The sequence below is a fragment of the Nocardioides deserti genome, assembly GCF_014266025.1.
Lineage (GTDB): Bacteria > Actinomycetota > Actinomycetes > Propionibacteriales > Nocardioidaceae > Nocardioides > Nocardioides deserti.
The window spans coordinates 1-22,957 of sequence record NZ_JACMYC010000019.1; the positions used below are offsets into that span (position 1 = coordinate 1).

At 72.4% G+C, this 22,957-nt stretch carries 23 protein-coding genes; 13 read left to right on the plus strand and 10 right to left on the minus strand.

What is annotated here, in order from left to right; all coding sequences use genetic code 11:
• From H7344_RS18430 to H7344_RS18445, 4 genes are all read left to right on the plus strand, one after another.
• A partial coding sequence (locus H7344_RS18430) for a PucR family transcriptional regulator (RefSeq protein ID WP_186347453.1) occupies window positions 1–678 on the plus strand: 678 nt, incomplete at its 5' end.
• A 66-nt stretch (window positions 679–744) separates the two neighbouring features.
• Entirely contained in the window at window positions 745–2,202 is a 1,458-nt protein-coding gene (locus H7344_RS18435; RefSeq protein ID WP_186347454.1) for a GH1 family beta-glucosidase, read from the plus strand.
• A 47-nt stretch (window positions 2,203–2,249) separates the two neighbouring features.
• Entirely contained in the window at window positions 2,250–3,272 is a 1,023-nt protein-coding gene (locus H7344_RS18440) for a LacI family DNA-binding transcriptional regulator (RefSeq protein ID WP_229707212.1), read from the plus strand.
• A 120-nt stretch (window positions 3,273–3,392) separates the two neighbouring features.
• The gene (locus tag H7344_RS18445; RefSeq protein WP_186347456.1) at window positions 3,393–4,409 is read left to right on the plus strand and encodes a TIGR03617 family F420-dependent LLM class oxidoreductase; all 1,017 of its coding nucleotides are present in this window, start codon (window positions 3,393–3,395) and stop codon (window positions 4,407–4,409) included.
• A 107-nt stretch (window positions 4,410–4,516) separates the two neighbouring features.
• Here H7344_RS18445 and H7344_RS18450 read toward each other — a convergent pair whose 3' ends face one another.
• From H7344_RS18450 to H7344_RS18460, 3 genes are all read right to left on the minus strand, one after another.
• Complete coding sequence (locus H7344_RS18450; protein WP_186347457.1) at window positions 4,517–5,101, minus strand: rhomboid family intramembrane serine protease; 585 nt, start codon at window positions 5,099–5,101, stop codon at window positions 4,517–4,519.
• Window positions 5,098–6,021, minus strand: a complete 924-nt coding sequence (locus tag H7344_RS18455) for an LLM class flavin-dependent oxidoreductase (RefSeq protein WP_222130868.1) — start codon at window positions 6,019–6,021, stop codon at window positions 5,098–5,100. Before H7344_RS18455 ends, H7344_RS18450 begins: the two co-directional genes overlap by 4 nt.
• A gap of 182 nt (window positions 6,022–6,203) precedes the next feature.
• Window positions 6,204–7,544, minus strand: a complete 1,341-nt coding sequence (locus H7344_RS18460) for an MFS transporter (protein ID WP_186347458.1) — start codon at window positions 7,542–7,544, stop codon at window positions 6,204–6,206.
• A 95-nt stretch (window positions 7,545–7,639) separates the two neighbouring features.
• Between H7344_RS18460 and H7344_RS18465 the strand changes: the two genes are divergently transcribed.
• From H7344_RS18465 to H7344_RS18480, 4 genes are all read left to right on the plus strand, one after another.
• Window positions 7,640–8,119 (plus strand): GtrA family protein, encoded by a 480-nt coding sequence (locus tag H7344_RS18465; RefSeq protein ID WP_186347459.1) that lies wholly within the window; start codon window positions 7,640–7,642, stop codon window positions 8,117–8,119.
• Complete coding sequence (locus H7344_RS18470; protein ID WP_186347509.1) at window positions 8,116–9,036, plus strand: hypothetical protein; 921 nt, start codon at window positions 8,116–8,118, stop codon at window positions 9,034–9,036. The genes H7344_RS18465 and H7344_RS18470 overlap by 4 nt, the downstream gene beginning before the upstream one ends.
• 254 nt (window positions 9,037–9,290) lie before the next feature.
• Window positions 9,291–9,440 carry a hypothetical protein gene (locus H7344_RS18475; protein WP_186347460.1) on the plus strand — a complete coding sequence of 50 codons (150 nt, stop codon included), beginning with the start codon at window positions 9,291–9,293 and terminating at the stop codon, window positions 9,438–9,440.
• Window positions 9,441–9,814: 374 nt separating this feature from the next.
• A complete protein-coding gene (locus H7344_RS18480) occupies window positions 9,815–10,153 on the plus strand; it encodes a hypothetical protein (protein ID WP_186347461.1) in 339 nt (112 codons plus the stop codon).
• 183 nt (window positions 10,154–10,336) lie between these two features.
• On the opposite strand, the gene H7344_RS18485 is transcribed toward H7344_RS18480, so the two are convergent.
• Genes H7344_RS18485 through H7344_RS18500 form a run of 4 tightly spaced genes read right to left on the minus strand, consistent with a single transcriptional unit; the run spans window position 10,337 to window position 13,363 of the window.
• Window positions 10,337–11,038 carry a dihydrofolate reductase family protein gene (locus tag H7344_RS18485; protein ID WP_229707213.1) on the minus strand — a complete coding sequence of 234 codons (702 nt, stop codon included), beginning with the start codon at window positions 11,036–11,038 and terminating at the stop codon, window positions 10,337–10,339.
• Window positions 11,035–11,520 (minus strand): class III extradiol ring-cleavage dioxygenase family protein, encoded by a 486-nt coding sequence (locus H7344_RS18490; protein WP_186347462.1) that lies wholly within the window; start codon window positions 11,518–11,520, stop codon window positions 11,035–11,037. Before H7344_RS18490 ends, H7344_RS18485 begins: the two co-directional genes overlap by 4 nt.
• Entirely contained in the window at window positions 11,517–12,380 is an 864-nt protein-coding gene (folP, locus tag H7344_RS18495; RefSeq protein WP_186347463.1) for a dihydropteroate synthase, read from the minus strand. Before folP ends, H7344_RS18490 begins: the two co-directional genes overlap by 4 nt.
• A complete protein-coding gene (locus H7344_RS18500) occupies window positions 12,377–13,363 on the minus strand; it encodes a glucosyl-3-phosphoglycerate synthase (protein ID WP_186347464.1) in 987 nt (328 codons plus the stop codon). Before H7344_RS18500 ends, folP begins: the two co-directional genes overlap by 4 nt.
• Before the next feature lie 41 nt (window positions 13,364–13,404).
• Between H7344_RS18500 and H7344_RS18505 the strand changes: the two genes are divergently transcribed.
• The 3 genes from H7344_RS18505 (at window position 13,405) to H7344_RS18515 (ending at window position 16,485) form a co-directional block, all read left to right on the plus strand.
• On the plus strand, window positions 13,405–14,028 hold the full coding sequence (locus H7344_RS18505; protein WP_186347465.1) for a TetR/AcrR family transcriptional regulator: 624 nt from the start codon (window positions 13,405–13,407) through the stop codon (window positions 14,026–14,028).
• A gap of 148 nt (window positions 14,029–14,176) precedes the next feature.
• Complete coding sequence (locus H7344_RS18510; protein ID WP_186347466.1) at window positions 14,177–14,623, plus strand: hypothetical protein; 447 nt, start codon at window positions 14,177–14,179, stop codon at window positions 14,621–14,623.
• A gap of 116 nt (window positions 14,624–14,739) precedes the next feature.
• The gene (locus H7344_RS18515) at window positions 14,740–16,485 is read left to right on the plus strand and encodes a DUF4012 domain-containing protein (protein WP_186347467.1); all 1,746 of its coding nucleotides are present in this window, start codon (window positions 14,740–14,742) and stop codon (window positions 16,483–16,485) included.
• 17 nt (window positions 16,486–16,502) lie between these two features.
• Here H7344_RS18515 and galE read toward each other — a convergent pair whose 3' ends face one another.
• A complete protein-coding gene (gene galE, locus H7344_RS18520; protein ID WP_186347468.1) occupies window positions 16,503–17,507 on the minus strand; it encodes a UDP-glucose 4-epimerase GalE in 1,005 nt (334 codons plus the stop codon).
• Window positions 17,508–17,959: 452 nt separating this feature from the next.
• Between galE and H7344_RS18525 the strand changes: the two genes are divergently transcribed.
• Window positions 17,960–19,414 carry a sugar transferase gene (locus H7344_RS18525; protein ID WP_260989697.1) on the plus strand — a complete coding sequence of 485 codons (1,455 nt, stop codon included), beginning with the start codon at window positions 17,960–17,962 and terminating at the stop codon, window positions 19,412–19,414.
• Window positions 19,415–19,560: 146 nt separating this feature from the next.
• Here H7344_RS18525 and H7344_RS18530 read toward each other — a convergent pair whose 3' ends face one another.
• Complete coding sequence (locus tag H7344_RS18530; RefSeq protein WP_229707215.1) at window positions 19,561–21,009, minus strand: polysaccharide biosynthesis tyrosine autokinase; 1,449 nt, start codon at window positions 21,007–21,009, stop codon at window positions 19,561–19,563.
• 44 nt (window positions 21,010–21,053) lie between these two features.
• The gene (gene rfbA / locus H7344_RS18535) at window positions 21,054–21,917 is read right to left on the minus strand and encodes a glucose-1-phosphate thymidylyltransferase RfbA (protein WP_186347470.1); all 864 of its coding nucleotides are present in this window, start codon (window positions 21,915–21,917) and stop codon (window positions 21,054–21,056) included.
• Window positions 21,918–21,954: 37 nt separating this feature from the next.
• Between rfbA and rfbB the strand changes: the two genes are divergently transcribed.
• The gene (gene rfbB, locus H7344_RS18540) at window positions 21,955–22,953 is read left to right on the plus strand and encodes a dTDP-glucose 4,6-dehydratase (protein WP_186347471.1); all 999 of its coding nucleotides are present in this window, start codon (window positions 21,955–21,957) and stop codon (window positions 22,951–22,953) included.
• The last annotated feature ends 4 nt before the right edge of the window (window positions 22,954–22,957 follow it).

A 22,957-nucleotide genomic window follows, 5' to 3' on the forward strand; every position in this document is an offset into this window, starting at 1 on the left:
GCCGTCGCGCTCCGCCTGCCCGGGGCCACCCGGTCCGGCCTGGCTGCCACCGCCGAGGCCGCGCAGGCCGCGTTCGGCGCCGCGCTGGTCGCCGAGGTCGAGGGCGAGCTGCTCGTGGCGACCACCGTGCGGCCGCTCGCGCTGCGGAGCCGGCTGGCCGCGTTCGCCGAGACGCTGGACGCCGACCTGGGCGCGACCGTCGGCGGCGGCGTCGTACGCGTCGCCGCCGGGCCGCTCGTCGAGGACCCCGCCGGCCTCGCCCGCTCGCTGCCCGCCGCGCGGGACGCGTTGCACCTCGCCGCGCGGCTGACCCCGGCGTCACGGACGGTGCTCGCCAGCGACGTCGGCGTCTACCGCCTGCTGTCGGGGATCGTGGACGACGCCGAGCTCGAGCGGTTCGTGGAGGACCAGCTCGGCGCGCTGCTCGACCACGACGCGCGCCATGGCTCGGACCTGGTGCCGACGCTGGACGCCTACCTCGAGGCCGGGCTGTCGAAGACGGTCGCGGCCCAGGCGCTGGGTGTGCGCCGGCAGACGCTCTACGCACGGCTCGAGCGGGTCGCGCGGCTGCTCGGCGGGCTGGACCTGGACAACCGGCACGTCCGCACCGCCCTCGACCTCGCGCTCGTCGGCTGGCGGATGCGCTCCTCGGCCGTCACCCGGCGGGCTCGCGACTGAGCCCGCCGGGGCAGGGCCCGCACGTGGACGTGTGGAAGCGCTTCCATCCGGTCTAGGGTGGCGGCCATGAGCACCTCCGAGATCCAGTTCCCGCCGGGCTTCCTGTGGGGCGCGGCGACCGCGGCGTACCAGGTCGAGGGCGCCGCCGCCGAGGACGGGCGCACCCCGAGCATCTGGGACACCTTCGCGCGGGTGCCGGGCGCGGTCATCGGCGGCGACCACGGCGACGTGGCGTGCGACCACTATCACCGGTACGCCGCGGACGTGGCGCTCATGAAGGAGCTCAACCTCGGCGCCTACCGCTTCTCCGTCGCCTGGCCGCGGGTGCGGCCGGACGCCGGGCCGGTCAACGCCGCCGGGCTGGCGTTCTACGACCGGCTGGTCGACGAGCTGCTCGCCAACGACGTCGTCCCGTGGCTCACGCTCTACCACTGGGACCTGCCGCAGGCGCTCGAGGACGCCGGCGGGTGGACCGACCGCGACACGGCGTACCGCTTCGTCGACTACGCGCTGAGCGTGCACGACGCGCTCGGCGACCGGGTCGCGGCCTGGACGACGCTGAACGAGCCGTGGTGCTCGGCGTTCCTCGGCTACACCGGCGGCCAGCACGCGCCGGGGCGGCAGGAGGGCGCGAACGGCCTCGTCGCCGCCCACCACCTCATGCTCGCCCACGGCCTGGCGGTCCAGGAGCTGCGCGGTCGCGGCGTAGGGACGGACCCCGAGCGGCCCGAGGCGGGCCTCGGCATCACGCTCAACTTCACCGTCGCCGACCCGAACGACCCCGCCGACCCGGTCGACGTGGACGCCGCGCGACGGGTGGACGGGTTGTTCAACCGGGTCTTCCTCGACCCGATCTTCCGCGGCTCCTACCCCGCGGACATCGTCGCCGACACCGAGGCGATGCCGGTGCCGGGCCGCGGCAGCTGGACCGACGCCATCCAGGACGGCGACCTGGAGATCATCTCCTCGCCGATCGACGTGCTGGGCGTCAACTACTACAACGGCAACGCGATCGCCGGCCGCCCGCACCCCGACGAGCTCAAGAGCAACGAGAACGAGACCGGCCGCACCACCAGCACCCCCTACGTCGGCTGCGACGACGTCATCTTCGTCAGCCGCGGCCTGCCGCGGACCGCGATGGACTGGGAGGTGCAGCCCGAGGGGCTGACCCGGCTGCTGGTGCGGCTCAAGGACGAGTACGCCGTGCCGCCGCTCTACATCACCGAGAACGGCGCGGCCTACGACGACGAGATCTCTGCCGACGGCTCCGTCCACGACCCCGACCGGGTGCACTTCATCGACGCGCACCTGCGCGCCGCGCACGACGCGATGCAGCAGGGCGTGGACCTGCGCGGGTTCTTCCAGTGGTCGCTGCTGGACAACTACGAGTGGGCGTTCGGCTACACCAAGCGCTTCGGCATCGTGCACGTCGACTACGACACCCAGGTGCGCACGCCGAAGACGTCGGCCCGGTTCTACGCCGACGTCGCCGCCACCGGCCGGCTCGGCTCGTCCGAGGGCTGACGGCGGCCGGGGCGGGCGGCGGATCGGGCGCCGCTAGGTTGGGCGCCGTGGACGCCCCGGGTACGCCGACGCTCGACGAGGTCGCCCGGCTCGCAGGGGTCTCACGGGCCACGGCGTCCCGCGCGGTCAACGGCAGCAGCCGGGTGAGCGACCGGGCGCGCGAGGCGGTCGAGGCGGCGGTGCGCAGCCTCGGGTACGTCGCGAACCCGGCCGCCCGCTCGCTCGCCACGCGGCGTACCGACTCGGTGGCGGTGGTCGTCCCCGAGCCCGACGACCGGGTCTTCTCCGACCCGTTCTTCGGCCGCACGCTGACCGCGGTCAACCGGGTGCTCGCCGAGCGCGACCTGCAGCTGGTGCTGCTGCTGGCGCGGCCGGGCGAGGAGGAGGGCCGCACGCTGCGCTACCTGCGCGGCGGGCACGTCGACGGCGCGATCGTCGTCTCCCACCACCGCAGCGACCACCTGGCCGAGCACCTGGCCGGGCTGGGCCTGCCGTGCGCGTTCGTCGGGCGGCCGATCCTCGGCGCGGACCGGGTGGCCTGGGCCGACACCGACAACGTCGCGGGCGCGCGGCTCGCGACCGAGCTGCTGCTCGAGCGGGGCTGCCGGCGGATCGGGCACGTCGCCGGGCCGGGAGACATGGCCGTCGGCCAGGACCGGCTGGCCGGGCACCTCGCGGCACTCGCGGAGGCCGGCCTGGACAGGGATCCGGGCGCCGGGCCGGTCGAGCACGGCGACTTCACCGAGGCCAGCGGCGAGGCGGCCTGCGCGCGCCTGCTCGCGGCGTACCCCGACCTCGACGGGCTCTTCGTCGCCTCCGACCTGATGGCCCGCGGGGCGCTGCGGGCGCTCGCCGCGGCCGGGCGGTCGGTGCCGGACGACGTGGCGGTGGTCGGGTACGACGACCTCGGCGCCGACCACTGCACGCCCCCGCTCACCACCGTCGTCAACCCGGCCGGCGACCTCGCCGAGCGCGCCACCCGCCTGCTGCTGGCCCGGCTCGACGACCCCGCCGCCGTCCCCGAGCCGGTGCTGCTGCCGCCGACGCTGGTCCGGCGCGCGTCGGCCTGAGGCGTCGACGATCGTTCAATTGCGCCGCTTTCGACCTGCGCAAGCGCTTGCACACGACCAGAACCGCACAATTGAACGAATGTGCACGCCGCGGCCCCACCAGGTCGCTACGTTCCGCACGTGCTGCTCGACGTCCAGCTCGACGCCCGCCCCGACCGCGCGGCCGAGCGCGCCCGCGAGCTGGTGGAGGCGGGGGTGTCGGGACTCTTCACGTTCGAGGGGCCGCACGACGTGTTCCTGCCGCTGGCGGCCGCGGCGGCGAGTGGGGTCGGGACCGACCTGATGACCAACGTGGCGATCGCGATGCCGCGCAGCCCGATGCACCTCGCGCACACGGCGTGGGACCTGCAGCTGATGTCGGGCGGTCGGTTCCGGCTGGGGCTGGGGTCGCAGATCAAGCCGCACGTGGAGAACCGGTACGGCGCCACGTGGTCGCCGCCCGCCGCCCGGATGCGCGAGATCGTGCTGGCGGTGAAGGCGATCCTGACGTCGTGGCAGGACGGCACGCGGCTGGACTTCCGCGGCGAGCACACGCGGCACACGCTGATGCCGCCGACGTTCGTGCCCGGGCCGAACCCGTTCGGTCCGCCGCCGGTGCTCCTCGGCGCGCTCGGCCCGCTGATGACCCGCACCGCGGGCGAGGTGGCCGACGGGCTGCTGGTGATGCCGTTCCACAGCCACCGGCACTTCCGCGAGCGGACGCTGCCCGCGCTCGGCACGCCCGCCTCGCCGACCTTCCGCGTCCACCCGCAGGCGATCGTCGCGATGGGCCGCACCCCCGAGGAGCAGCACGCCGCCGCCCTCGGCGTCCGCGGCCTGCTGGCCTTCTACGGCTCGACGCCGGCGTACCGCCCCGTCCTCGAGGTCGAGGGCTGGGCCGACGTCCAGCCCGAGCTCAACCGGCTCTCCAAGGTCGGCGACGTCGCCTCGATGATGGAGCTGGTCACCGACGACATGCTCCACACCCTCGCCGTCGTCGGCACGCCCGAGGAGTGCGCCGCCGAGATCCTCCGGCGGTTCGGCGACGTGGCGGACCGGGTGTGCGCCTACTTCCCGGGGTACGACGCCCCGCTCGACCAGGTCTCGGCCCTCGCCCGGGCGCTGGGCCGAGGCGGCGGAGGCGCGGCGGCGGGATAGTCACGGACGTTCCTGACCTCCGTCGGGATAGTCACGGACGTTCCTGGCCGTTACTACCCCGACGCCCCGCGGGACGCCATCCGACGATCCCGCGACGGGGCGGAGACCTAGAGCCGTTCCCGCCGGTCCACCCACGCCGCGGCGAGCGCGCCGCCGACCGCGCCGAAGAGGTGCCCCTGCCAGGAGACCCCCGGCTGCCCGGGCAGCACGCCGAGCAGGAGGCCGCCGTACGCCAGGAACAGCACGATCCCGAGGATGATCTCGCCCGCGCTGCGGGTGAATGCGCCGCGGACCATGAGGTAGACCAGCCAGCCGAAGACGAGGACGCTGGCGCCGAGGTGGATCGAGTACGCCGGCGCGGTCAACCACACGCCGAGCCCGCCGACCAGCCAGATCACGGCCGTCGCGGCGAGCCCGCGACCGGTGCCGCCGACGAGCACGAGGAACCCGAGCACGAGCACCGGGACGGTGTTGCCGGACAGGTGGTCCCAGCCGCCGTGGAGCACCGGCGCCAGCGCCACGCCGACGAGCCCCTCGTCGTCACGGGGGCGGACGCCGTACGCCTCGAGGTTGCGCGACCAGACCGCGTCGAGGACCTCGACCAGCCACAGGAGCGCGACGAACCCGACGCTCAGCACCGCCGCGCGCGCCCACGTGCTGCCGACGTCCTCCTGGCTCCCTCGCGGGCTCATCGGAGCAGCTCCGCGACGGCCTCGACCTGCGCGACGTCGGAGCCGGTCGGGATGAGGTGGATCTCGTCGCAGCCGATGTCCTCGAACCGCTGCAGGGTCTCGCGCAGCTGCGCCGCCGTCCCGGCGAACCCGGTCGTCGGCGCCATCGCGTCGACCAGGTCGGCAGGCAGCCAGCTCATGTAGTGGCGCAGGTGGCGGTGGACCTGGTCGCGCGCCCCGCCGTCAACAGCACTGCCGCCCCCGTCGTCGAGCGCGAACCAGAACGACGTCGTCAGCCGCGGTCGCTCCTTGCCCGCCTCGGCCCAGGCCTTCTCGGCGAGGTCGAAGAGACGGCGTACGCCGGCGGGGTCGACGTCGAGCGTGACGCCGGCGAGGCCGTCGGCCCAGCGGGCGGCGTGGCGGATCGTCCGCGGACCCATCGAGCCCACCAGCAGCTCCGGCCCGCCCTCCTGCAACGGCGGCGGCCCGATGCGTCGCGTCGCCCCGGCCACGAGCTCGCCGCGCCAGACGGCCTTGAGCACCTCGGCCCGCTCGGCCATCTCGCGCATGGTCTGCGTGCCGAGGTCGGCACCGACGACGCGGTAGTCCTCCTCGCGCCCGCCCACCCCGAGACCGACGCTGAGCCGGCCGCCGCAGAGCTGGTCGCCGGTGGCGAGCGACTTCGCGAGCAGGACCGGGTCGTGCAGCTGCGGGACGACGACCGTGGTCGCGATGCGCACCCGACTGGTCCAGGCGGCGACCGCGCCGAGCAGCGTGAGCGTCTCGGGGTTGTCGAAGGCCATCCGCTCGCCGAAGCACAGCGTGCTGAACGGCCCCTCGTCGACCGCGCGCGCCCACGCCTCCAGCGTGCGCGCGCCGTCGTCCCAGAGGTCCGGCTCCATGACCGGCAACGTCATCCCCACCTGCATCCCCGGCTGCACGCGAGCAACTGTGGCAGACGCGGCGCTACCGTTCGGCCGTGCGCTCCCGGCCGCCGGGGTAGTAACGGTCAGAAACGTCCGCAGCGGTGCGCGTGACGGACACAAACGTCCGTTACTACCCCGACGACGCCTCCCGACGACGCCTCCCCCGACGACGCCAACCCACCGGGACGAAGGAGCGGTCAGTCCCCGACGACCGCCGCGAACCGCTTGAGCTCGGGGATCAACGCGACCAGCCCGAGCAGCGGCAGGACGGCGAGGATGCCGAGCGCGCCGGGCGCCCCGATGGCGTCGCCGATGCCGCCGACGACGGCCGAGCCGACCGAGCCGCCCACGAGGAACAGGAGCGTCGCGACACCGAGCGCGACCCCGCGCACGTCGAGCTCGACCGCGTCGCCCACGGATGCGGTGAGCGCGGGCTGGCCGAGGCCGAAGGCCATCGTCACGAGCACCACCGCGACGCCGAGCACCACCGACGAGACCGCAGCGGTCCCGATCGCTGCCAGCACGAGCGCCACCGAGGCGGTCACGCCGGCGACCGCGAGCGAGGCCGGTCCGCCGATCCGGGTGAGCAGCGGCCCGGCGACCCGCGGCACGAACAGCGCGACGACCGCGCTCGGCACGAGCAGCAGGCCGACCTGCCAGGCGTCCCAGCCGTGGCCGACGAGCACGGCCGGCACCGCGACGAGCAGCCCGAACCACGCCGCGGGCACGGCCGCCGCCGCGACCGCGCTGCGCACGACCGTGGGGTTGCGGATCACGGCGAGCGGGAGGAAGCCGTGCGGCCGGCGGCGTACGCGCAGGGCCACCAGGGGCGTGCCCAGCACCATCAGCAGGACGCCGACGAGCGCGACCACCAGGCCGGTCGACGGGGACTGCACGAGGAGCACGAGCCCGGCGGCGGTCGCGGCGACCAGCACCGCGCCCAGCACGTCGAGGCTGGCACCGCTGCCCTCGCCGGTGAGCGCGCGCCACAGGAACGGCACGACCAGCACGCCGAGGATCGGCAGCGCCATGACGACCCGCCACCCGAAGGCGTGCTCGACGACGCCGCCGGCCAGCGGCCCGAGGCAGGAGACGGCGGCGGCCATGCCCGCGAGCCGGCCGAGCGCGAGGCCCTTGACCTCGCCGTCGTACCGCGCGCTCAGCGCCGCCACCCCCAGCGTCGGCACGGCGGCCGCGCCGGCGCCCTGGAAGAGGCGGCCGCCGAGGTGCACGCCGTACGTCGGCGCGAACGCCGCCACCAGCGCGCCGGCGGTCATCAGCCCGATGCCGACGAGCAGCGGCAGCTTGACCCCGACGAGGTCGGAGATCCGGCCGTAGACCGCGGTCGTCACGGCGAGCATCAGCGCGTAGAGGCTGATCGACCACGTGGCGATCCCGACGTCCACGCCCAGGTCGCTGCCCATCAGCGGGAGCGCGACGGCCGCGGAGGAGGAGCCCATGCCGGCCAGGCCGAAGAGGAGGCCGAGCAGCAGGGACACGCGCCGGGAGTCGTCCGTGCGGGAGGGGTCGGGGGTCACGGCGCTGCTCAACACCGAGCGGGCGCTCGGTGTTCCCGCGAGGCGTGTCGGGTACCGCACGCGACGTGCCTGCCGCTGCTTCTTCCCCCCGCCTCGTGAGCGACGAGGCCGCCGACCAGGCGGCGGCGCGGGGCGTGACCGGCCGGGTGGCGTGGCGGTTCCTGCTGGTGGGCGGGCTGGCGTTCGTCGTCGACGTCGCCTGCTACAACCTGGCGCGCCAGCTGCTCGAGACCGGCCCGCTGACCTCGAAGACGATCGCGTTCGTGGTGTCGGCGACCTTCGCGTTCGTCGGCAACCGCCTGTGGGTCTTCGACCAACGGCAGAGCCGGCAGCTCGCCACGGCGTACTCGCTGTTCTTCCTCGTCAACCTCGGCGGTCTCGCGGTCAACCTGGTGCCGCTGGCGGTCACCTCCTACGCGCTCGGCTGGACCTCGCCGATTGCCGAGAACGTCTCGGGGAACCTGGTCGGCGTGGCACTCGCGACGCTGTTCCGCTTCTGGGGATATGAACGTTGGGTATTTCCTCGGGAAACCGAGGCAAGCGTCGAGGACCAGGCACGTACGGTGGACGCATGAGATCCCGCCTGCTCGTCGCGCTCGCCCTGACGATCGGGTGCGGGACCGGAGTGCTGTACGCCGACGGCGACGCACCCGTGACCACCGCCGTCCAGCCGGCGATCGCCCCGCCCGCCGCGGCCGGTGAGATCCCCGCCTTCGGCTCGACCGAGCCGCTCGCGCCGTCGATGGGCCTCTTCCCGCCGCCGGTCGTCGCGGACGTCGCGCCGAGGACCGACGCGCCGCCGCAGCTGGTGTTCCCCTCGTCGTTCACCCCGCCGGACATCGCGCCGACGAGCTCCTACGTGCCGGCCCCTGACTACACGTCGGCCCCGTCGGGTGCCCCCGTGGCTCCGGTCGCTCCCGCCCCGCAGCCGGACAGCGCGTTCGGCTCGGGCAAGCAGCCGTCCGCGCCGGCGCCGCAGCAGTCCGGCGAGGTCGGCTTCGAGCCGGTCGACCCGCCGACGTCGCCTCCGAAGAACCCGCCCAAGAACCCGCCCAAGAACCCGCCGGCACCCCAGCCCACACCGACGCCCACTCCCACGCCGCAGCCGACGCCTTCGCCCACGCCGGACCCCACTCCCGAGCCGGAGCCGGTGGCCGACCCCTGCGCCGACGCGCTCGAGCGGGAGTGGACCTGCCTCGTCGACACCGAGGCCGAGCCGACCGACCCGGAGGCCGTCGAGGACGAGGAGACCCTCCTCGAGCTCGTGCCGGAGAAGGCCGACGGCACCCCGCTCGAGCTCGTCCTCGACCTGCGCGACGGCGAGGAAGCGGACGAGCCCGGGACGGTCATCGTCGTCGGCACCACCAACCTCGACCGCGAGGCGCTCGTCGACTACCTCGAGCAGCTCCGCGAGACCTACCCCGACGCCGTCCTCCTCTCGGTGACGGAGCCGGAGCTCGACCCCGAGGCACCCGCCCCGTCCGCTGGTTGAGCAGCGAGCGCCAGCGATCGTGTCGAAACCCCTGCACCGACGCAGGGCGGCGACCACCGTCGCCACGCTCCGGACATGAGAAGACGCGGCGGTCTCGAGAACTCCCATGTGCGGGGAGCGCCGCCGCTCGCGAGACCGCCGCGTCGCCTGCGGCCGGTTACCGGCACGAGCAGGCGCAAACCCCAGAGCCGGGTATGACCTGGACCACACCGAGGCGGGTCTGGGGTCTCAACTAGGCACGGACCAGTCACCGGATGACCCGTGCGACCCATGTCGCCGGGTCGATCGGCGATCTAGCGTCGGACTCCATGGGGACGTCGCTGACGGTTTTCCACACGTTGATCGGACTCGGCCTTCTGTTCTGGGCCACCGCGATCGCCCTCGTCGTCGGCCGGGTCGTCTGAGGGGGCACGCGCAGGCGTCTGACCAGCGCCGCCCTAGGGAAAGACCGTGAGCCGGACCAACGGATTGGGTAGGACGCGTCTCACTCCCTACGGTTCCGACGCCCGCCCTCCCAGCGGGCCGCGGGTCGGGAACATCGGGCGGCGGGCCCGTCCCCACCCGTGTAGAAGCCGCCTCGGCTCCTCCCCCAAGCGCCGAGGCGGCTTCGCCCCCAACCCGGGGGCCCACCTGGGCGGTGCCGGCGTAGTCCGAACTGACCAGCGCCGAGATCCGTTCGGTCCCGTTCGGCGCCGAAGGCAGCGCGAGCCGCCGGGACGCTCCTATCCTCTGCGACCGGGGGGATCCGCGGGGGACGCAGATGACTGGACTGAGGACCGTGACCACTTTCTTGCCCGAGTCCGCCGTCGCGCCTGTGCGCGGCCCGCGCACCGCCCGCTCCTCCGCGGTGTGGCAACCGGCCCTCGCGTGGGTCGTCTCGGGCGCGTTGGTCCTGCTGTCCTGGTCTGCGTCGGTCCTGATGACCATCGACGGACTCGTGCGGGCCCACGACTCGGCGCTGGTGGCCCTGGTGGAGATCGGCGCCGCCGCGGTCCCGGCGACCGGTGGAATCGCGCTCGCGCGTCAGCTGCACCGTCTGCCGGCCGGCGGCGCCTGGGTCTGGCTCGGGGTCCTGCCGAGCGTGACGGGTTGGTACTTCCTCGCCCACCTCGTCTGACACCGTCCGTCGAGCGGCGCCGAGGCCGCGCGGTCGGCCGGCTGGGCGAGAGCCCTCTCAGGGGCTAGCGTCTGCCGCGCCCGCTCAGCGGGCCGCGGCTCGGGACGCTGCTGCTGGCGTAGTGCTGTCCCCATCCGCGGGAGCCGCCTCGGTTCCCCCCACTCCGAGGCGGCTCCACCTTCGTCAGTCGGCGGACGGCGCGTCGGGCTGTCCACGCTCGCCGGGACGCTCCACGAACCACCGCGCGAGCAGCGTGCCGTGCTGCTCGAGCAGCAGCTCGAGCGAGAGAGGTACGTCGACGGGCGGGCCGGCGGTGATCCGCGGACCGTCCGCTGCGACGACGGTCGGGACGACCGTGGTGCACAGCTCGTCGACGAGACCGGCGGCGAGCAGGTCCCGCAGCAGGTGCGGCCCGCCTTCGGAGAGCAGGCTCTCGTAGCCGCGACCGACCAGCGCGTCGCGGAGGGCGACCAGGTCGACCGTGTCCTCACCGAGGACCAGCACGTGCTCCTCACCCAGCAGCGACCGTGCCTCGCCCAGGCGCTCGGCAACGGCGCACGTCGCCACGAGCACCCGGCCGGGCTCGTGCCCGCGGAGCCCCTCGGGCACCTCGGCCCGCCGGGACACCAGCACGAGCGGCACGTCCGCCGGCCCGTAGCCCTCCGCCCGCGCGGTCCCGGCCCCGACGACGATCGCGTCGGCGAGCGACCGGAGCACTCGGAAAACCCGGTGGTCGGCGGCGTTGTTGATCGACCCGCTGCGACCGTCCGGGCCGGTGGCGGAGCCGTCGACAGTGCTGACCATGTTGGCGCGGAGCCAGGGCCGCCGGGGCACGGCGTACAGGTCGGGCAGGTCCCCGCCCCGCGGACCGAGCAGGACCTTCACGAGCCCCACCGCATGACCCAGTACTGCACGCCGTACGGGTCGTCGTCGTAGTCCACCGTCGCCGGCCCAGCGACCAGGTCCGTTGCTCGCCGCAGCCCGTCGACCGACGCCCACAGCTCCTCGGCGAGCGACCAGTCCACGCCCGAGAGGTCGCCCGCGACCAGCGCATCACGCAGCGCGGAGTCGAAGGCGAAGGCGCGGTCGTCCAGGTGACCCGGCGCCTTTTCGGAGCGTTTGGCCGTGCCGTTGCCGACGACGAGGTACGCCGTCGAGCCACCGCGTCGCACGCCGGCGGCGTCCATCAGCGCCGCGGCCACCCGCTCGCCCTGCGCATCGGCGACCACCGAGGCCTCCGGCCCGAGCCACCGCACCGCGGCCACGGCAGCGGCGCGCAGCTCGGCAACAGGGTCGACCAGCGAGGCGTGCTCCGGCAGCAGCGCGAGCACGCCCGGCACGAGCGCCACCCGCGGCTGCTCAGTCACTGGAGCCCCCGGATCGCACGTGCCGGGAGCCGACGCCCGGCGATGGTGTTGACCATGTCGACCACCTGACGGGTCTCGACGACCTCGTGCACGCGGTAGATCCGCGCCCCGGCCAGCGCGCAGACCGCGGTCGCGGCCAGCGTGCCGGTGAGCCGTTCGCCGACGGGCAGGTCGAGCGACTCCCCGACGAAGTCCTTGTTCGACAGCGACACCAGCACCGGCCACCCGGTCGCCACCATCTCGCCGAGCCGGCGGGTGATCTCGAGGGACTGGAAGGTGTTCTTGCCGAAGTCGTGCGCCGGGTCTATCACCAGTGACTCCCGCGCGACACCCGCGGCGAGCGCCCGCCCGGCGTACGCCACGGTGTCGTCGATCGCGGAGCGCACCACGTCGTCGTACTCCACCCGGTAGGGCCGCGTCCGCGGCACCGCCCCGCCCGTGTGCGTGCAGATCAGCGCGACGTCGTGCTTCGCGGCCACGTCGACCAGCGCCGGGTCGGCGCCGCCCCAGGCGTCGTTGAGCACGTCCGCGCCGGCCTCGCACACGGCGTCACCGACCGAGGCGCGCCAGGTGTCGACGGAGATGACGAGCGAGGGGTACGCCGCCCGCACTCGCGCCACGAAGTCGACGACCCGCCGCTTCTCCTCGACCTCGTCGATCTCCTCGCCGGGAGCCGCCTTGATGCCGCCGATGTCGACCATCTCGGCGCCCTCGTCGACCACCTGCGCGACCCGGTCGAAGGCCTTGTCCTCCGCCCAGGTGGCGCCCTTGTCGTAGAACGAGTCCGGGGTCCGGTTGACGATCGCCATCATCAGCGTCCGGTCGTCGGCGAACTCGTGCCGCCCCAGCCGCAGGGTCATACGAGCGTCCTCGCGGGCGGGCGCTCGGAGACGAGCACCTCGCGCTCGACGGGCGTGATGCCCTCGGGACCGGGCTGGTACTGCCGGAGGGTCACTGCTCGGCTGGTCGAGGAAGGCGCGCCAGCGCCGCCGCGGCTGGTTGAGGACGGCGCGCTAGCGCCTGTCTCGAAACCCGCCGCGCCTCGCCGCCGCGCCATCGCGGCCAGGATCTGCGTGGCCATCGCACCGAGGTCGAGCAACGCCTGGTGCGCGTGGTCGCGGCGCCCGAGGTCGACCTGCGCGATCGCGTCGACGCCGAGCAGGGCTGCGGTGTCGACGAGGGCGGCCAGCTCGACGGCGTACCCGACCGGCACCGACAGCGCCTCGAGGAGCGACCGCCGCACGGCCCACTCCCCCGCGAGCGGCTGCACGAGGCCGGCGAGCTCGGGGTGCTCGAGCGCGATGAGCGGCCGGGCGACGAGCTCGGTCACCCGCCCGCCGTCGTACGGCCCCTCCGCCCCGGGCCGCTCGTAGAACCCCTTGACCAGCGCCACGTCCGGCCGGGTGAGCAGCGGGCCGAGCAGGCCGGGCACGAAGTGGGTGTCCCACTCGGTGAGGTCGGCGTCCATGAAGACGAGGACGTCGCCGGTGGTGACGAAGAGCGACTTCCACATCGCCTCCCCCTTTCCGCGCCGCGAGCCGAGGTCGGGCCGCACCTCGGCCGAGCGGTGGACGACCGCGCCGGCGTCGCTCGCGACGTCGTAGGTCGCGTCGGTGGAGTCGGAGTCGATGACCACCACCTCGTCGACGAGCGCGACCGTCTCGACCAGCGCCTCCCGCACCCGGGTGACGACGTCGCCGACGGTGCCGGCCTCGTTGCGCGCCGGGACCACCAGGCTGACCCGCTGTGAGCCCTTCGCCGCGACGAGGTCGTCGAGCGACCAGTCGTCCCAGTGGGAGGTGTTGCGGGCGAACCAGCCGCCGTCCGCAGCATCGACAACCATGCCGCCAACGTAGTCGCCGACCGGGTGGTTGAATCGCGGGCATGGCGTCCTCCTCCCCCGCGCCGCGCCGCAGCCGCGGCCGCCCGCGCACGCCGGGGGCCGAGGCGCGGATCCTGGAGGCGGCGCTCGAGGAGTACGGCGAGCGCGGCTGGGCCGGCTTCACCATCGACGCGGTCGCGCGCCGCGCGGGCGTCGGGAAGTCGACGGTCTACCTGCGCTGGCGCGACAAGGACGCACTGCTCGTCGACGCTGTCGAGCTCCGCGCGGCCGGCATCGAGGACGTCGACACCGGCTCGCTGCGGGGCGACCTCGAGGCGCTGGCGACCAACCTGTTCCGCCACTACCTGGACCCAGCCGGGTGGGCGACGGTCCGGATGATCGTGGACGCCGCCGGCGCCCCGTCGTCGCTCGGCTCGTTCACCGACCGGGTCGCCCGTCACCACACCGACGCCGTGCTGCCGATCCTCCGGCGCGCGGTCGACCGCGGCGAGGTCCCCGCGGACCTGCCGGCCGCGACGCTCGTCCTCTGCCTGTACGGCGCCGTCACCATGAACCGGCTGCTGCTGCCCGCTCGGGGCAGCGCCACGAGCGAGCCGGAGCTGCGGGCTCAGGTCGAGTCGATCGTCGACTTCGTGCTGGCCGGTGCAGGCGCCGAACCCCGCTAACCCATCCGTCCGGGTGAGCCCAATGCCACCACGCGTTAATTACTCGTTGGTAATCTGATACGGATAAGGCGTCTTCCCCAACTTTGTGTAAAGATCGCTCCGATCTGAACACCTGCGTCCTCGGACGCCACATCGGGAGAAACCTCATATGAAGAAGCTCATCATCGGCCTCCTGGCGTCCGTGTTGATGGCCGCCGGCCTCGTCGGCGCCACCGGCACCGCGGCGAACGCGGAGCAGTGCGACCGGTACGGCGTGTGCGTCGAGCCGAACGCCGACGTCAAGCCCAAGGCCGGCACCAACAAGAAGAACGTCAAGCCCAACCAGCGGCCGAAGTTCAAGATGAAGCTGAAGGCGGCCGGCAACGCGACGGTCACCGGTGACCTGAAGGTCGTCATCCGCCCCAAGAAGGTCGGCAACGGCGGCACGGCCGGAGCGGTCTACAAGGCCCGCAAGGACCTGAACGGCAACGGCGCTGCGACCATCAAGGGCGCCAAGCTCAAGCCTGGCGTCTACATCGTGACGCTGAAGTTCATCCCGAACCCGAACACCCCGTGGCGTCGGGTGAACCGCCAGTACACCCTGCGCGTGCGCTGACCGCACCTGCACTCGAGAAGGTCCCCGGCCCCTCAGGGCCGGGGACCTTCTGTCTTCCCCGGACGCAGCGGGGCCGGCTTCCCCGTCACCACGACCTGGCTCGATAGGGTCGCGCCATGGCTCGCCCTCGCCGCCTCGGCACCCTCCTCGCGCTCCTGCTGCTGGCGGGGATCGCCCTCGCCGCATGGGTCGGATGGACCGCCTACCGGGTGAACGGCTCGCTGAACGCCGTCGTCAACGACGCCGGCGCCGTGCAGGCGGCGGTCGGGGCGGGCGACAGCGACGCCGCGCAGGCCGCTCTGCGCGAGCTGCGCGAGAGCAGTCGAGACGCAGCCGACCGCACCTCGGGGCCGACGTGGAAGGCACTCGGGGTGCTCCCGTTCGTCGGCGACGACGCCGACGGCGTCGCCCTGGCTGCCGACGTGGTCGCGGACCTCGGCTCCAAAGGCGTCGAGCCACTGATCGCCACCGCTGACGACCTGGACTCGATCGTCCCCCGCGGCGGCCAGGTCGACCTGGCCGCTCTCGAGCGCCTCCAGCAGCCGGTTGCGACCGCCGACACCGCCTTCACCGAGGCGGACTCCCGCCTGGCCGGCGCCGATCCGGACGGGTTCGTCGACCGCCTCGCGATCGAGTTCCGCGACCTGCGCGAGAAGGTTGCCGAGGCCCAGGAGGCCATGAGCGCTGCGGCGACCGCCCTGGAGATCATGCCGAGCATGCTGGGTGCCGAGGGCCCGCGCGACTACCTGCTGGTGATGCAGAACAACGCGGAGGTCCGGGCGACCGGCGGACTGCCCGGCGCCATCTCCGTCGTACGTGCCGAGGAGGGTCGGATCGGGCTGACCCGGCAGGTGGCGGGCAACGCCTTCGGACAGCGGGAGAAGCCCGTGCTGCCGCTCACCGACGAGGAGCGCGACCTCTTCAGCACCAACCTGGGGCTGTACGTCCTCGACGCCAACCTGACCCCGGACTGGCCACGCGCCTCGGAGCTGATCGGGGCACGCTGGACCGAGACCCAGCCCGAGGACCCAGCCGGCGTGCTCTCGATCGACCCGGTCGCGTTGTCCTACCTCCTCGAGGTGACCGGTCCGGTGCAGGTCGGCGGCGTCGAGCTGACCGCGGAGAACGCTGTGGACGAGCTGCTGCACGAGGTCTACGTCCGCCTCCCGGAGCCGGCTGCCCAGGACGCCTTCTTCCGAATCGCGGCCAAGACGGTCTTCGACCGCGTCTCCTCCGGCGTCGAGCAACCGCAGGAGATGCTTCGCGCACTGACCCGAGCGGCCCGCGAGGGCCGGCTGCTCGTCCACTCCTTCGGCGACGAGCAGGAGGTCCTGGCGGGGACGGCTGTGAGCGGTGAGCTGCCGACCAAGGAGACCGAGCGCCCCCAGGTCGGCGTCTACCTCGACGACACCAGCGTCGGGAAGATGTCGTACTTCCTGCGCCACGACGTCCGCGGCGCCGCCACCTCGTGCAGCAGCGGCCGACAGCGTCTCGACGGCATGCTCCGACTCGAGTCGGTGGCCGACCCCGCAGCTGTTGAATCCCTGCCCGACTACGTCACCGGTGGCGGCCGGTTCGGCGCCCCGGTCGGCTCCCAGTTCGTGGTCGCCTACCTCTACGGTCCCGTCGGCGGGTCGATCGACAAGGTCCGGTTCAACGGCAGTCCGGTCGCCGCCGACGGCCTGGAGCACGAGGGCCGCCCGGTGGCGCGGGTGATCGCCGAGCTGGCGCCGGGCGAGGTCGCGAACGTCGAGTGGAAGATGACGACGCCCGAAGGGCAGACCGGGCGCATCGACGTGCGCACGACGCCCTCGATCGAGCCGACCCGGTCCTCAGCGACCTACGCCAGCGCCTGCGGCTAGCCCGCCGACGGCCCGCGTCACTCGTAGCCGAGGATCTCCTTCCGCTTCTCGCCCCAGGCGAGCGCGGAGGCGATGGCGTCGTCGAGCGAGAGCTCGGTGGACCAGTCGAGCAGTCGCCGCGACTTGTCGACGTTCGCGAAGGCTCCGACCGCGTCGCCCGGTCGCGGCGGCGCTTCCGTCGTCGGCACGGAGGCGCCGAAGACGCGCTCGAACGACGCGACGAGCTCGCGGACGGTGACCCCGGAGCCGGTGCCGATGTTGATGACGGTGCTCGGCGCATCGACTGCGTCGATCACCTCGTCGAACTTCTCGACCGCTCGGACGTGCGCCTGCGCCAGGTCCCACACGTGGATGTAGTCGCGGATGCCGGTCCCGTCCCGCGTCGGGTGCTCCACGCCGGTGATCGTGAACGAGTCCTTCTGCCCGCGCGCCGCCATGACCAGCTGCCCGAGCACGTGCGAAGGTTCCTTCGCGTAGATGCCGGACTCGAGATCGGGGTCGGAACCGATCGGGTTGAAGTACCGCAGGATGATCGCGCGCAGGTCGGTCGCGGCAGCCATGTCCTCAAGGACCTGCTCCATCATCCGCTTGGTCCGGGCGTACGGCGACTGCGGCGCGAGCGGGTCCTCCTCCGTCACCTCGAAGGATTCATTGGTGGCGTAGAGGCTGGCGGAGCTGGAGAACAGCACACGGTGAAGGCCGAGGGAATGGAGCTCGTCGAACAGCTCCAGGGACTTCGCGACGTTGTCGCGGTAGTACTCGTACGGCTTGTCCACCGACTCCGGCACGACGATTCGCGCGGCCATGTGGATCGTGGCGTCCAGGTCGGAGTGCTCCCGAGCGATCTGACGCAGGAGCGCCCGATCGGCGATGTCGCCCTCGTAGAACGCACGGTCACCCACGAAAGCCCGAGGACCGGTCAGGAGCGAGTCGAGGACGACCGGGACGTGCCCGGCCTCCTCGAGCGCCTTGCAGGTCGTCGAACCGATGTAGCCGGCGCCGCCGGTGACCAGGACCTTCATGGGCCGCAGACTATCGCCCGGTCCGGACCAGACCACGCCGTTCGTCGCCGGAAAGGCGAAGGTCACCGTTTCGTCGTCCGATGTTTTCGCTGGAGGCGTCGAGCGGCACAGCATCGTCGGCCCAGCAGGCATGAGAAGCGCTATGACGGTCATGAGCGGCCTCGCCGAGGAGCAGCGGGCGACACGTACGAGTCGTGGTGCGAGCTCCTGGGAGTGCATCCGAGGCACCGGGTGCCTTCGACCACTACCTCACCACGCTCGACGTCCCGACGCCCTGACCCGGCCGTCGGCTCGCGGGCGGGCCGCTCGGGAACCTGCCCTTCTGAGACGACCATTGGGAGCCCCCGCGCATCTGCCTTTACATTGGTGCCCGGGCCGGCGCGACACTGAGGACGGCCCGCTTTCGGTGGCGACGACGCCACCCCGCTCACATGGGACTCGATAGGCGCCGTATGACCGTTCTGTCCGCGGGCTCGCGCCTGCACTCGGGCTCACCGTCGCGGTCGTTGCGCTTCCTGCCCGCGTCGGCCTTCGCGCTCGACCTCATCTTCGTTGTCGGAGCGGTTCTCCTGGCAGTCGTGGGTCGCAAGACATTCGGCGTCTTTCCCAGCCCGGCGGACGTCTCGGAGAACGTCAGCACCGCCGGCCCCCTGATCGTGTTCGGCTGGATGTTGACGCTGGTCGTCGCCGGCGCCTACAACACGAGCGTGTTCGGTGCCGGCACCGACGAGCTCAAGCGGATCTTCAACGGCTCCATGGTGGCCGCCGCCCTCGTCGGGGTGGGGTGCTTCTTCGCCGACTACCCGCTGTCCCGCGGGTTCTACTTCTTGGCCTTCGCCATCGGCATCCCGACCCTCATAGCCGGCCGGCTGGCGATCCGCTCGGCGCTGCACCAGGCCCGCCGCCGTGGCTCGCTGCTGCACCGCGTGCTCATCGCCGGCTCGCCCGCGCACGTCGACGAGATCGCCGCCGTCCTCGGCCGCGAACGATGGTTGGGTTACCGCGTGGTCGGGGCCGTCACCCCCTCGCACTACCTCGAGGAGGAGACTCGAGCGGGCATCCCGGTGCTCGGGAACTCCGACGACATCACGTCGGTGGTGCTGGAGTCCGGCGCTGACGTCGTGTTCATCGCCGGCGGGGCCCTCGCGTCCGCCACGCAGATGCGCCGGCTGGCCTGGGACCTCGAGCACGAGCGCGTCCAGCTGGTCGTCGCGCCGAGTGTCACCGACGTCTCCAGCGAGCGGATCCGGGTGCGGCCGGTGGGTGGCTTGCCGCTCATGCACATCGACCCCCCGCGCGCGACCGACGCCTCCCGGTGGGGAAAGCGGCTCTTCGACGTCGTCGGCTCCGCTGGCCTGATCGTCGCCTTCAGTCCGCTCTTCGTCCTGGCCGCTCTGCAGATCAAGCTCCACGACCGAGGTCCGGTGCTCTTCAAGCAGACGCGGGTGGGACAGGACGGTCGGCAGTTCCCCTGCTTGAAGTTCCGCACGATGGTCGTCGACGCGGAGCAGCGGCTCAAGGACCTGCACGCGCAGCAGGGCTACGAGGCGGGCCTGTTCAAGATGAAGGACGACCCGCGGGTCACCAAGCCGGGCCGCTGGCTCCGCCGCCTGTCGCTCGACGAGCTGCCCCAGCTCTTCAATGTCCTGCGCGGAGAGATGAGCCTGGTCGGTCCGCGCCCGCCCCTGCCGCTCGAGGTCGCGCGCTACGAGCGCGACACCGCACGGCGCCTCCGCGTCCGCCCGGGGATGACCGGACTGTGGCAGGTCTCCGGTCGCTCGGACCTGTCCTGGTCCGAAGCGGTCCGCCTCGACCTCTACTACGTCGACAACTGGTCGATGATGCAGGACCTGTCGATCCTGCTGAAGACCTTCAGCGCCGTCTTCGGCTCCCGCGGGGCCTACTAGGGTCGACCGCCCGCGTCGCTGGCCGCGCAGCGAGCCGCCCGCGCTGGTTGAGCGTCGTCGAACCGCGGTGATGTACCTGATAGCGCTCGTGTCATGGACATCTCGACGACGGCTCGCAATAGCCCGCCTGCCCAGCCAGCGAAGCGTCAGGCGTCGTCGCCCTTGGCTCGGCGACCCCGCTTCGGCCTGGGCGCCTGGGTCGGCAGTTCGGGCGCGTAGCCGTACCCGTACCCGTACCCGTAGCCGTAGCCGCCTCGGGTTTTCGACGGCGTCATGTTGAGCACCGTGCCGACCGGCTGTGCGTCGACAGCGGCAAGCCGCTCGACGGCCTGGCTCAGCTGGTCCCTGCTGGTCTTGCCGTGGCGCACGACGAGCAGCGCACCGTCGGCCTGCGAGGCGAGCAGTGCGGCGTCGGTGACGGGAAGCAGCGGCGGCGCGTCGATCACGACCACGTCGTAGCGGTTGCGGAGCTCGGCGAGCAGGTCGTTCATCGCTCGCGACTGCAGCAGCTCGGCCGGGTTGGGCGGGATGGCACCGCTGGGCAGCACGTCGAGCCCGGTCTCGTCGTGCCGCACGATCACATCGTCGAGCGCCACCTTGCCGACCAGCAACGTCGTCACGCCGACCGCGTGATCGATGTCGAGCAGGCCCGACGCCTTGGGCCGGCGCAGGTCGGACTCCACGAGCAGCGTCTTGGTGCCGGCCTGCGCGAGGGTCACGGCGAGGTTGACCGAGGTGGTGGTCTTGCCCTCCCCGGGAAGCGCTGAGGTGACGACGAAGATCTTGCTGGCGACGTCCACGTCGACGAACTGCAGGTTCGTGCGGAGCACGCGGAACGCCTCCACGCGCGGGGCGTGCGAGTCCAGCGTCGTGATGAGCGGGCGCGTGCGGGCAGACGCGTCGTAGGCGATCGTCCCGAGCAGCGGCGCGTCGGTCGCGGCGTCGAGGTCGTCGAGGCTGGAGATGCTGGTGTCGAGCACCTCGCGCAGCACGGCCAGGCCGACGCCGAGGAGCAGGCCCAGGACCAGGCCGAGGCCGAGGTTCCGGACCGGCTGCGGCGAGACGGGGCCGTCCGGCTCCGAGGCCGAGTCGACGATGGTGGCACTGACCGGCGCGACGGCCTCGCCATCGGGCGTCTCGACCTCGCGGACCAGGTCGGTCATCGCCTCGGCATAGGTCTGAGCCAGCCGGCGGGCTTGAGCGGGGTCGGGGTCAGTGACCGTGAGGGTCAGGTAGACCGTCTCCGGCTCCACCTCGGCTGACACCTTCTCCGGCAGTTCCTCCGCATCGACGTCTCCGAGGTCCGCCGCAACCGTCTCGGCCAGTCGGCGCGTGGTGGCCAGCTTGGCGAAGGAGGCCATCTTCTGCTGCGACAGCAGCCCGCCCTGGTACGACTCGGAGGTGGACTCCGCCTCCGAGGTGCTCACGTAGAGGCTCGTCGAGGAGGCGTACTGCGGTGTGGCGGTGAACGTGAACAGCGCGGCACCGCCCAGCACCAGGGCGGTCACGACGACGATGAGCGCCCACCGCCGTCGCAGGATCCGTGCATAGTCCCGCAGCTCCACGAAGTCCTCCTGGTCAGGGTGCAGCGTCACGGCATCCTAAGGGGACGCCGCCTCGAACGACTCAGTCGCGCCGGTCAGGGTTCGAGCAGCCCGAGCAGGTATCGGCCGTAGCCACTCTTGACCAACAGCTCGGCCCGGGCGCGCAGGCCGTCGTCGTCCATGTAGCCCATCCGCCAGGCCACCTCCTCGGGCGCACCGATCTTCGTCCCCTGCCGGTGCTCGATCGCGCGCACGAAGTTGCTCGCGTCGTTCATGTCGTCGAACGTGCCGGTGTCGAGCCAGGCGCTTCCCCGAGGAAGGATCTCCACCTGCAGTCGACCCTGGTCCATGTAGATGCGGTTGAGGTCGGTGATCTCCAGTTCGCCGCGCGCGGATGGCTCGAGATCCGCGGCGAGCCCGACCACGTCGTTGTCGTAGAAGTAGAGGCCCGGGACCGCGTACGGGCTACGGGGGCGCTCCGGCTTCTCCTCCAAGGAGACGGCGCGCATCTGGTCGTCGAACTCGACCACGCCGTACGACGTCGGGTCCGCGACGCGGTAGCCGAAGACGGCCGCGCCGTCGAGGTCGGCGAACCGGCGCAGCCGGGTGCCGAGTCCCGCGCCGTAGAAGATGTTGTCACCGAGGACGAGGCCCACCCTGTCGTCTCCGATGTGCTCCGCGCCGATCTGGAACGCCTGTGCGAGCCCGTCCGGTGAGGGCTGCACTGCCCAGGCGATGGAGATGCCGAACTGGCTGCCGTCGCCGAGGAGACGGCGGAACTGCTCCGCTTCATGGGGCGTCGTGATGATGAGGACGTCCCGGATGCCGGCGAGCATCAGCGTCGAGAGCGGGTAGTAGATCATCGGCTTGTCGTAGATCGGTGCGAGCTGCTTGCTGATGCCGAGAGTGATCGGGTGCAGCCGGGAGCCGGTGCCACCGGCGAGGATGATGCCGCGCATGGGGCCGACCCTAGTGCTGCCTTTACACTCGCGAACCATGCGACGCGTCCTGGTCACCGGCGGTGCCGGCTTCATCGGAAGCAACTTCGTGCACCACCTCGTCGACCACACCGACGCCACGGTGACCGTCCTGGACAAGTTGACGTACGCCGCCAGCCGGGAGTCGATCGCCGGCCTGCCGGAAGATCGGGTCGCCCTGGTCGTCGGCGACATCGCCGACGCCGCCGTCGTCGACCCGCTCGTCGCGGAGAACGACCTCGTCGTGCACTTCGCCGCCGAGTCGCACAACGACAACTCGCTGTCCGACCCCGAGCCGTTCGTCCGGACGAACGTCCTGGGGACGTTCGCGCTTCTCGAGGCAGCTCGCAAGCACGGCGCCCGCTTCCACCACGTCTCGACCGACGAGGTGTACGGCGACCTGGAGCTCGATGACCCCGAGCGCTTCACCGAGACCACCCCGTACAACCCGAGCAGCCCCTACAGCTCGACGAAGGCCGGCTCCGACCTGCTCGTCCGCGCCTGGGTCCGCAGCTTCGGCGTGCAGGCGACGATCTCGAACTGCTCGAACAACTACGGTCCGTGGCAGCACGTCGAGAAGTTCATCCCCCGCCAGGTCACCAACGTCATCGACGGCGGGCGTCCCAAGCTGTACGGCGCCGGGCTGAACGTCCGCGACTGGATCCATGCCGACGACCACTCGTCCGCAGTCTGGACGATCGCCAACGACGGGCGGATCGGCGACACCTACCTGATCGGTGCAGATGGGGAGAAGAACAACCTCGAGGTCGTGCGCATGATCCTCGCCCACTTCGGCCGCGACGAGGACGATTTCGAGCACGTGACCGACCGAGCCGGGCACGACCTGCGCTACGCGATCGACTCGACCAAGCTGCGGACCGAGCTGGGGTGGAAGCCGCAGTACGCCGACTTCGCGGAGGGGCTCGGCCGCACCATCGAGTGGTACGTCGAGCACCAGGACTGGTGGCGGCCGCACAAGGCGGCTATCGAGGCGGCGTACGCCGCGAAGGGTCAGTGACCTG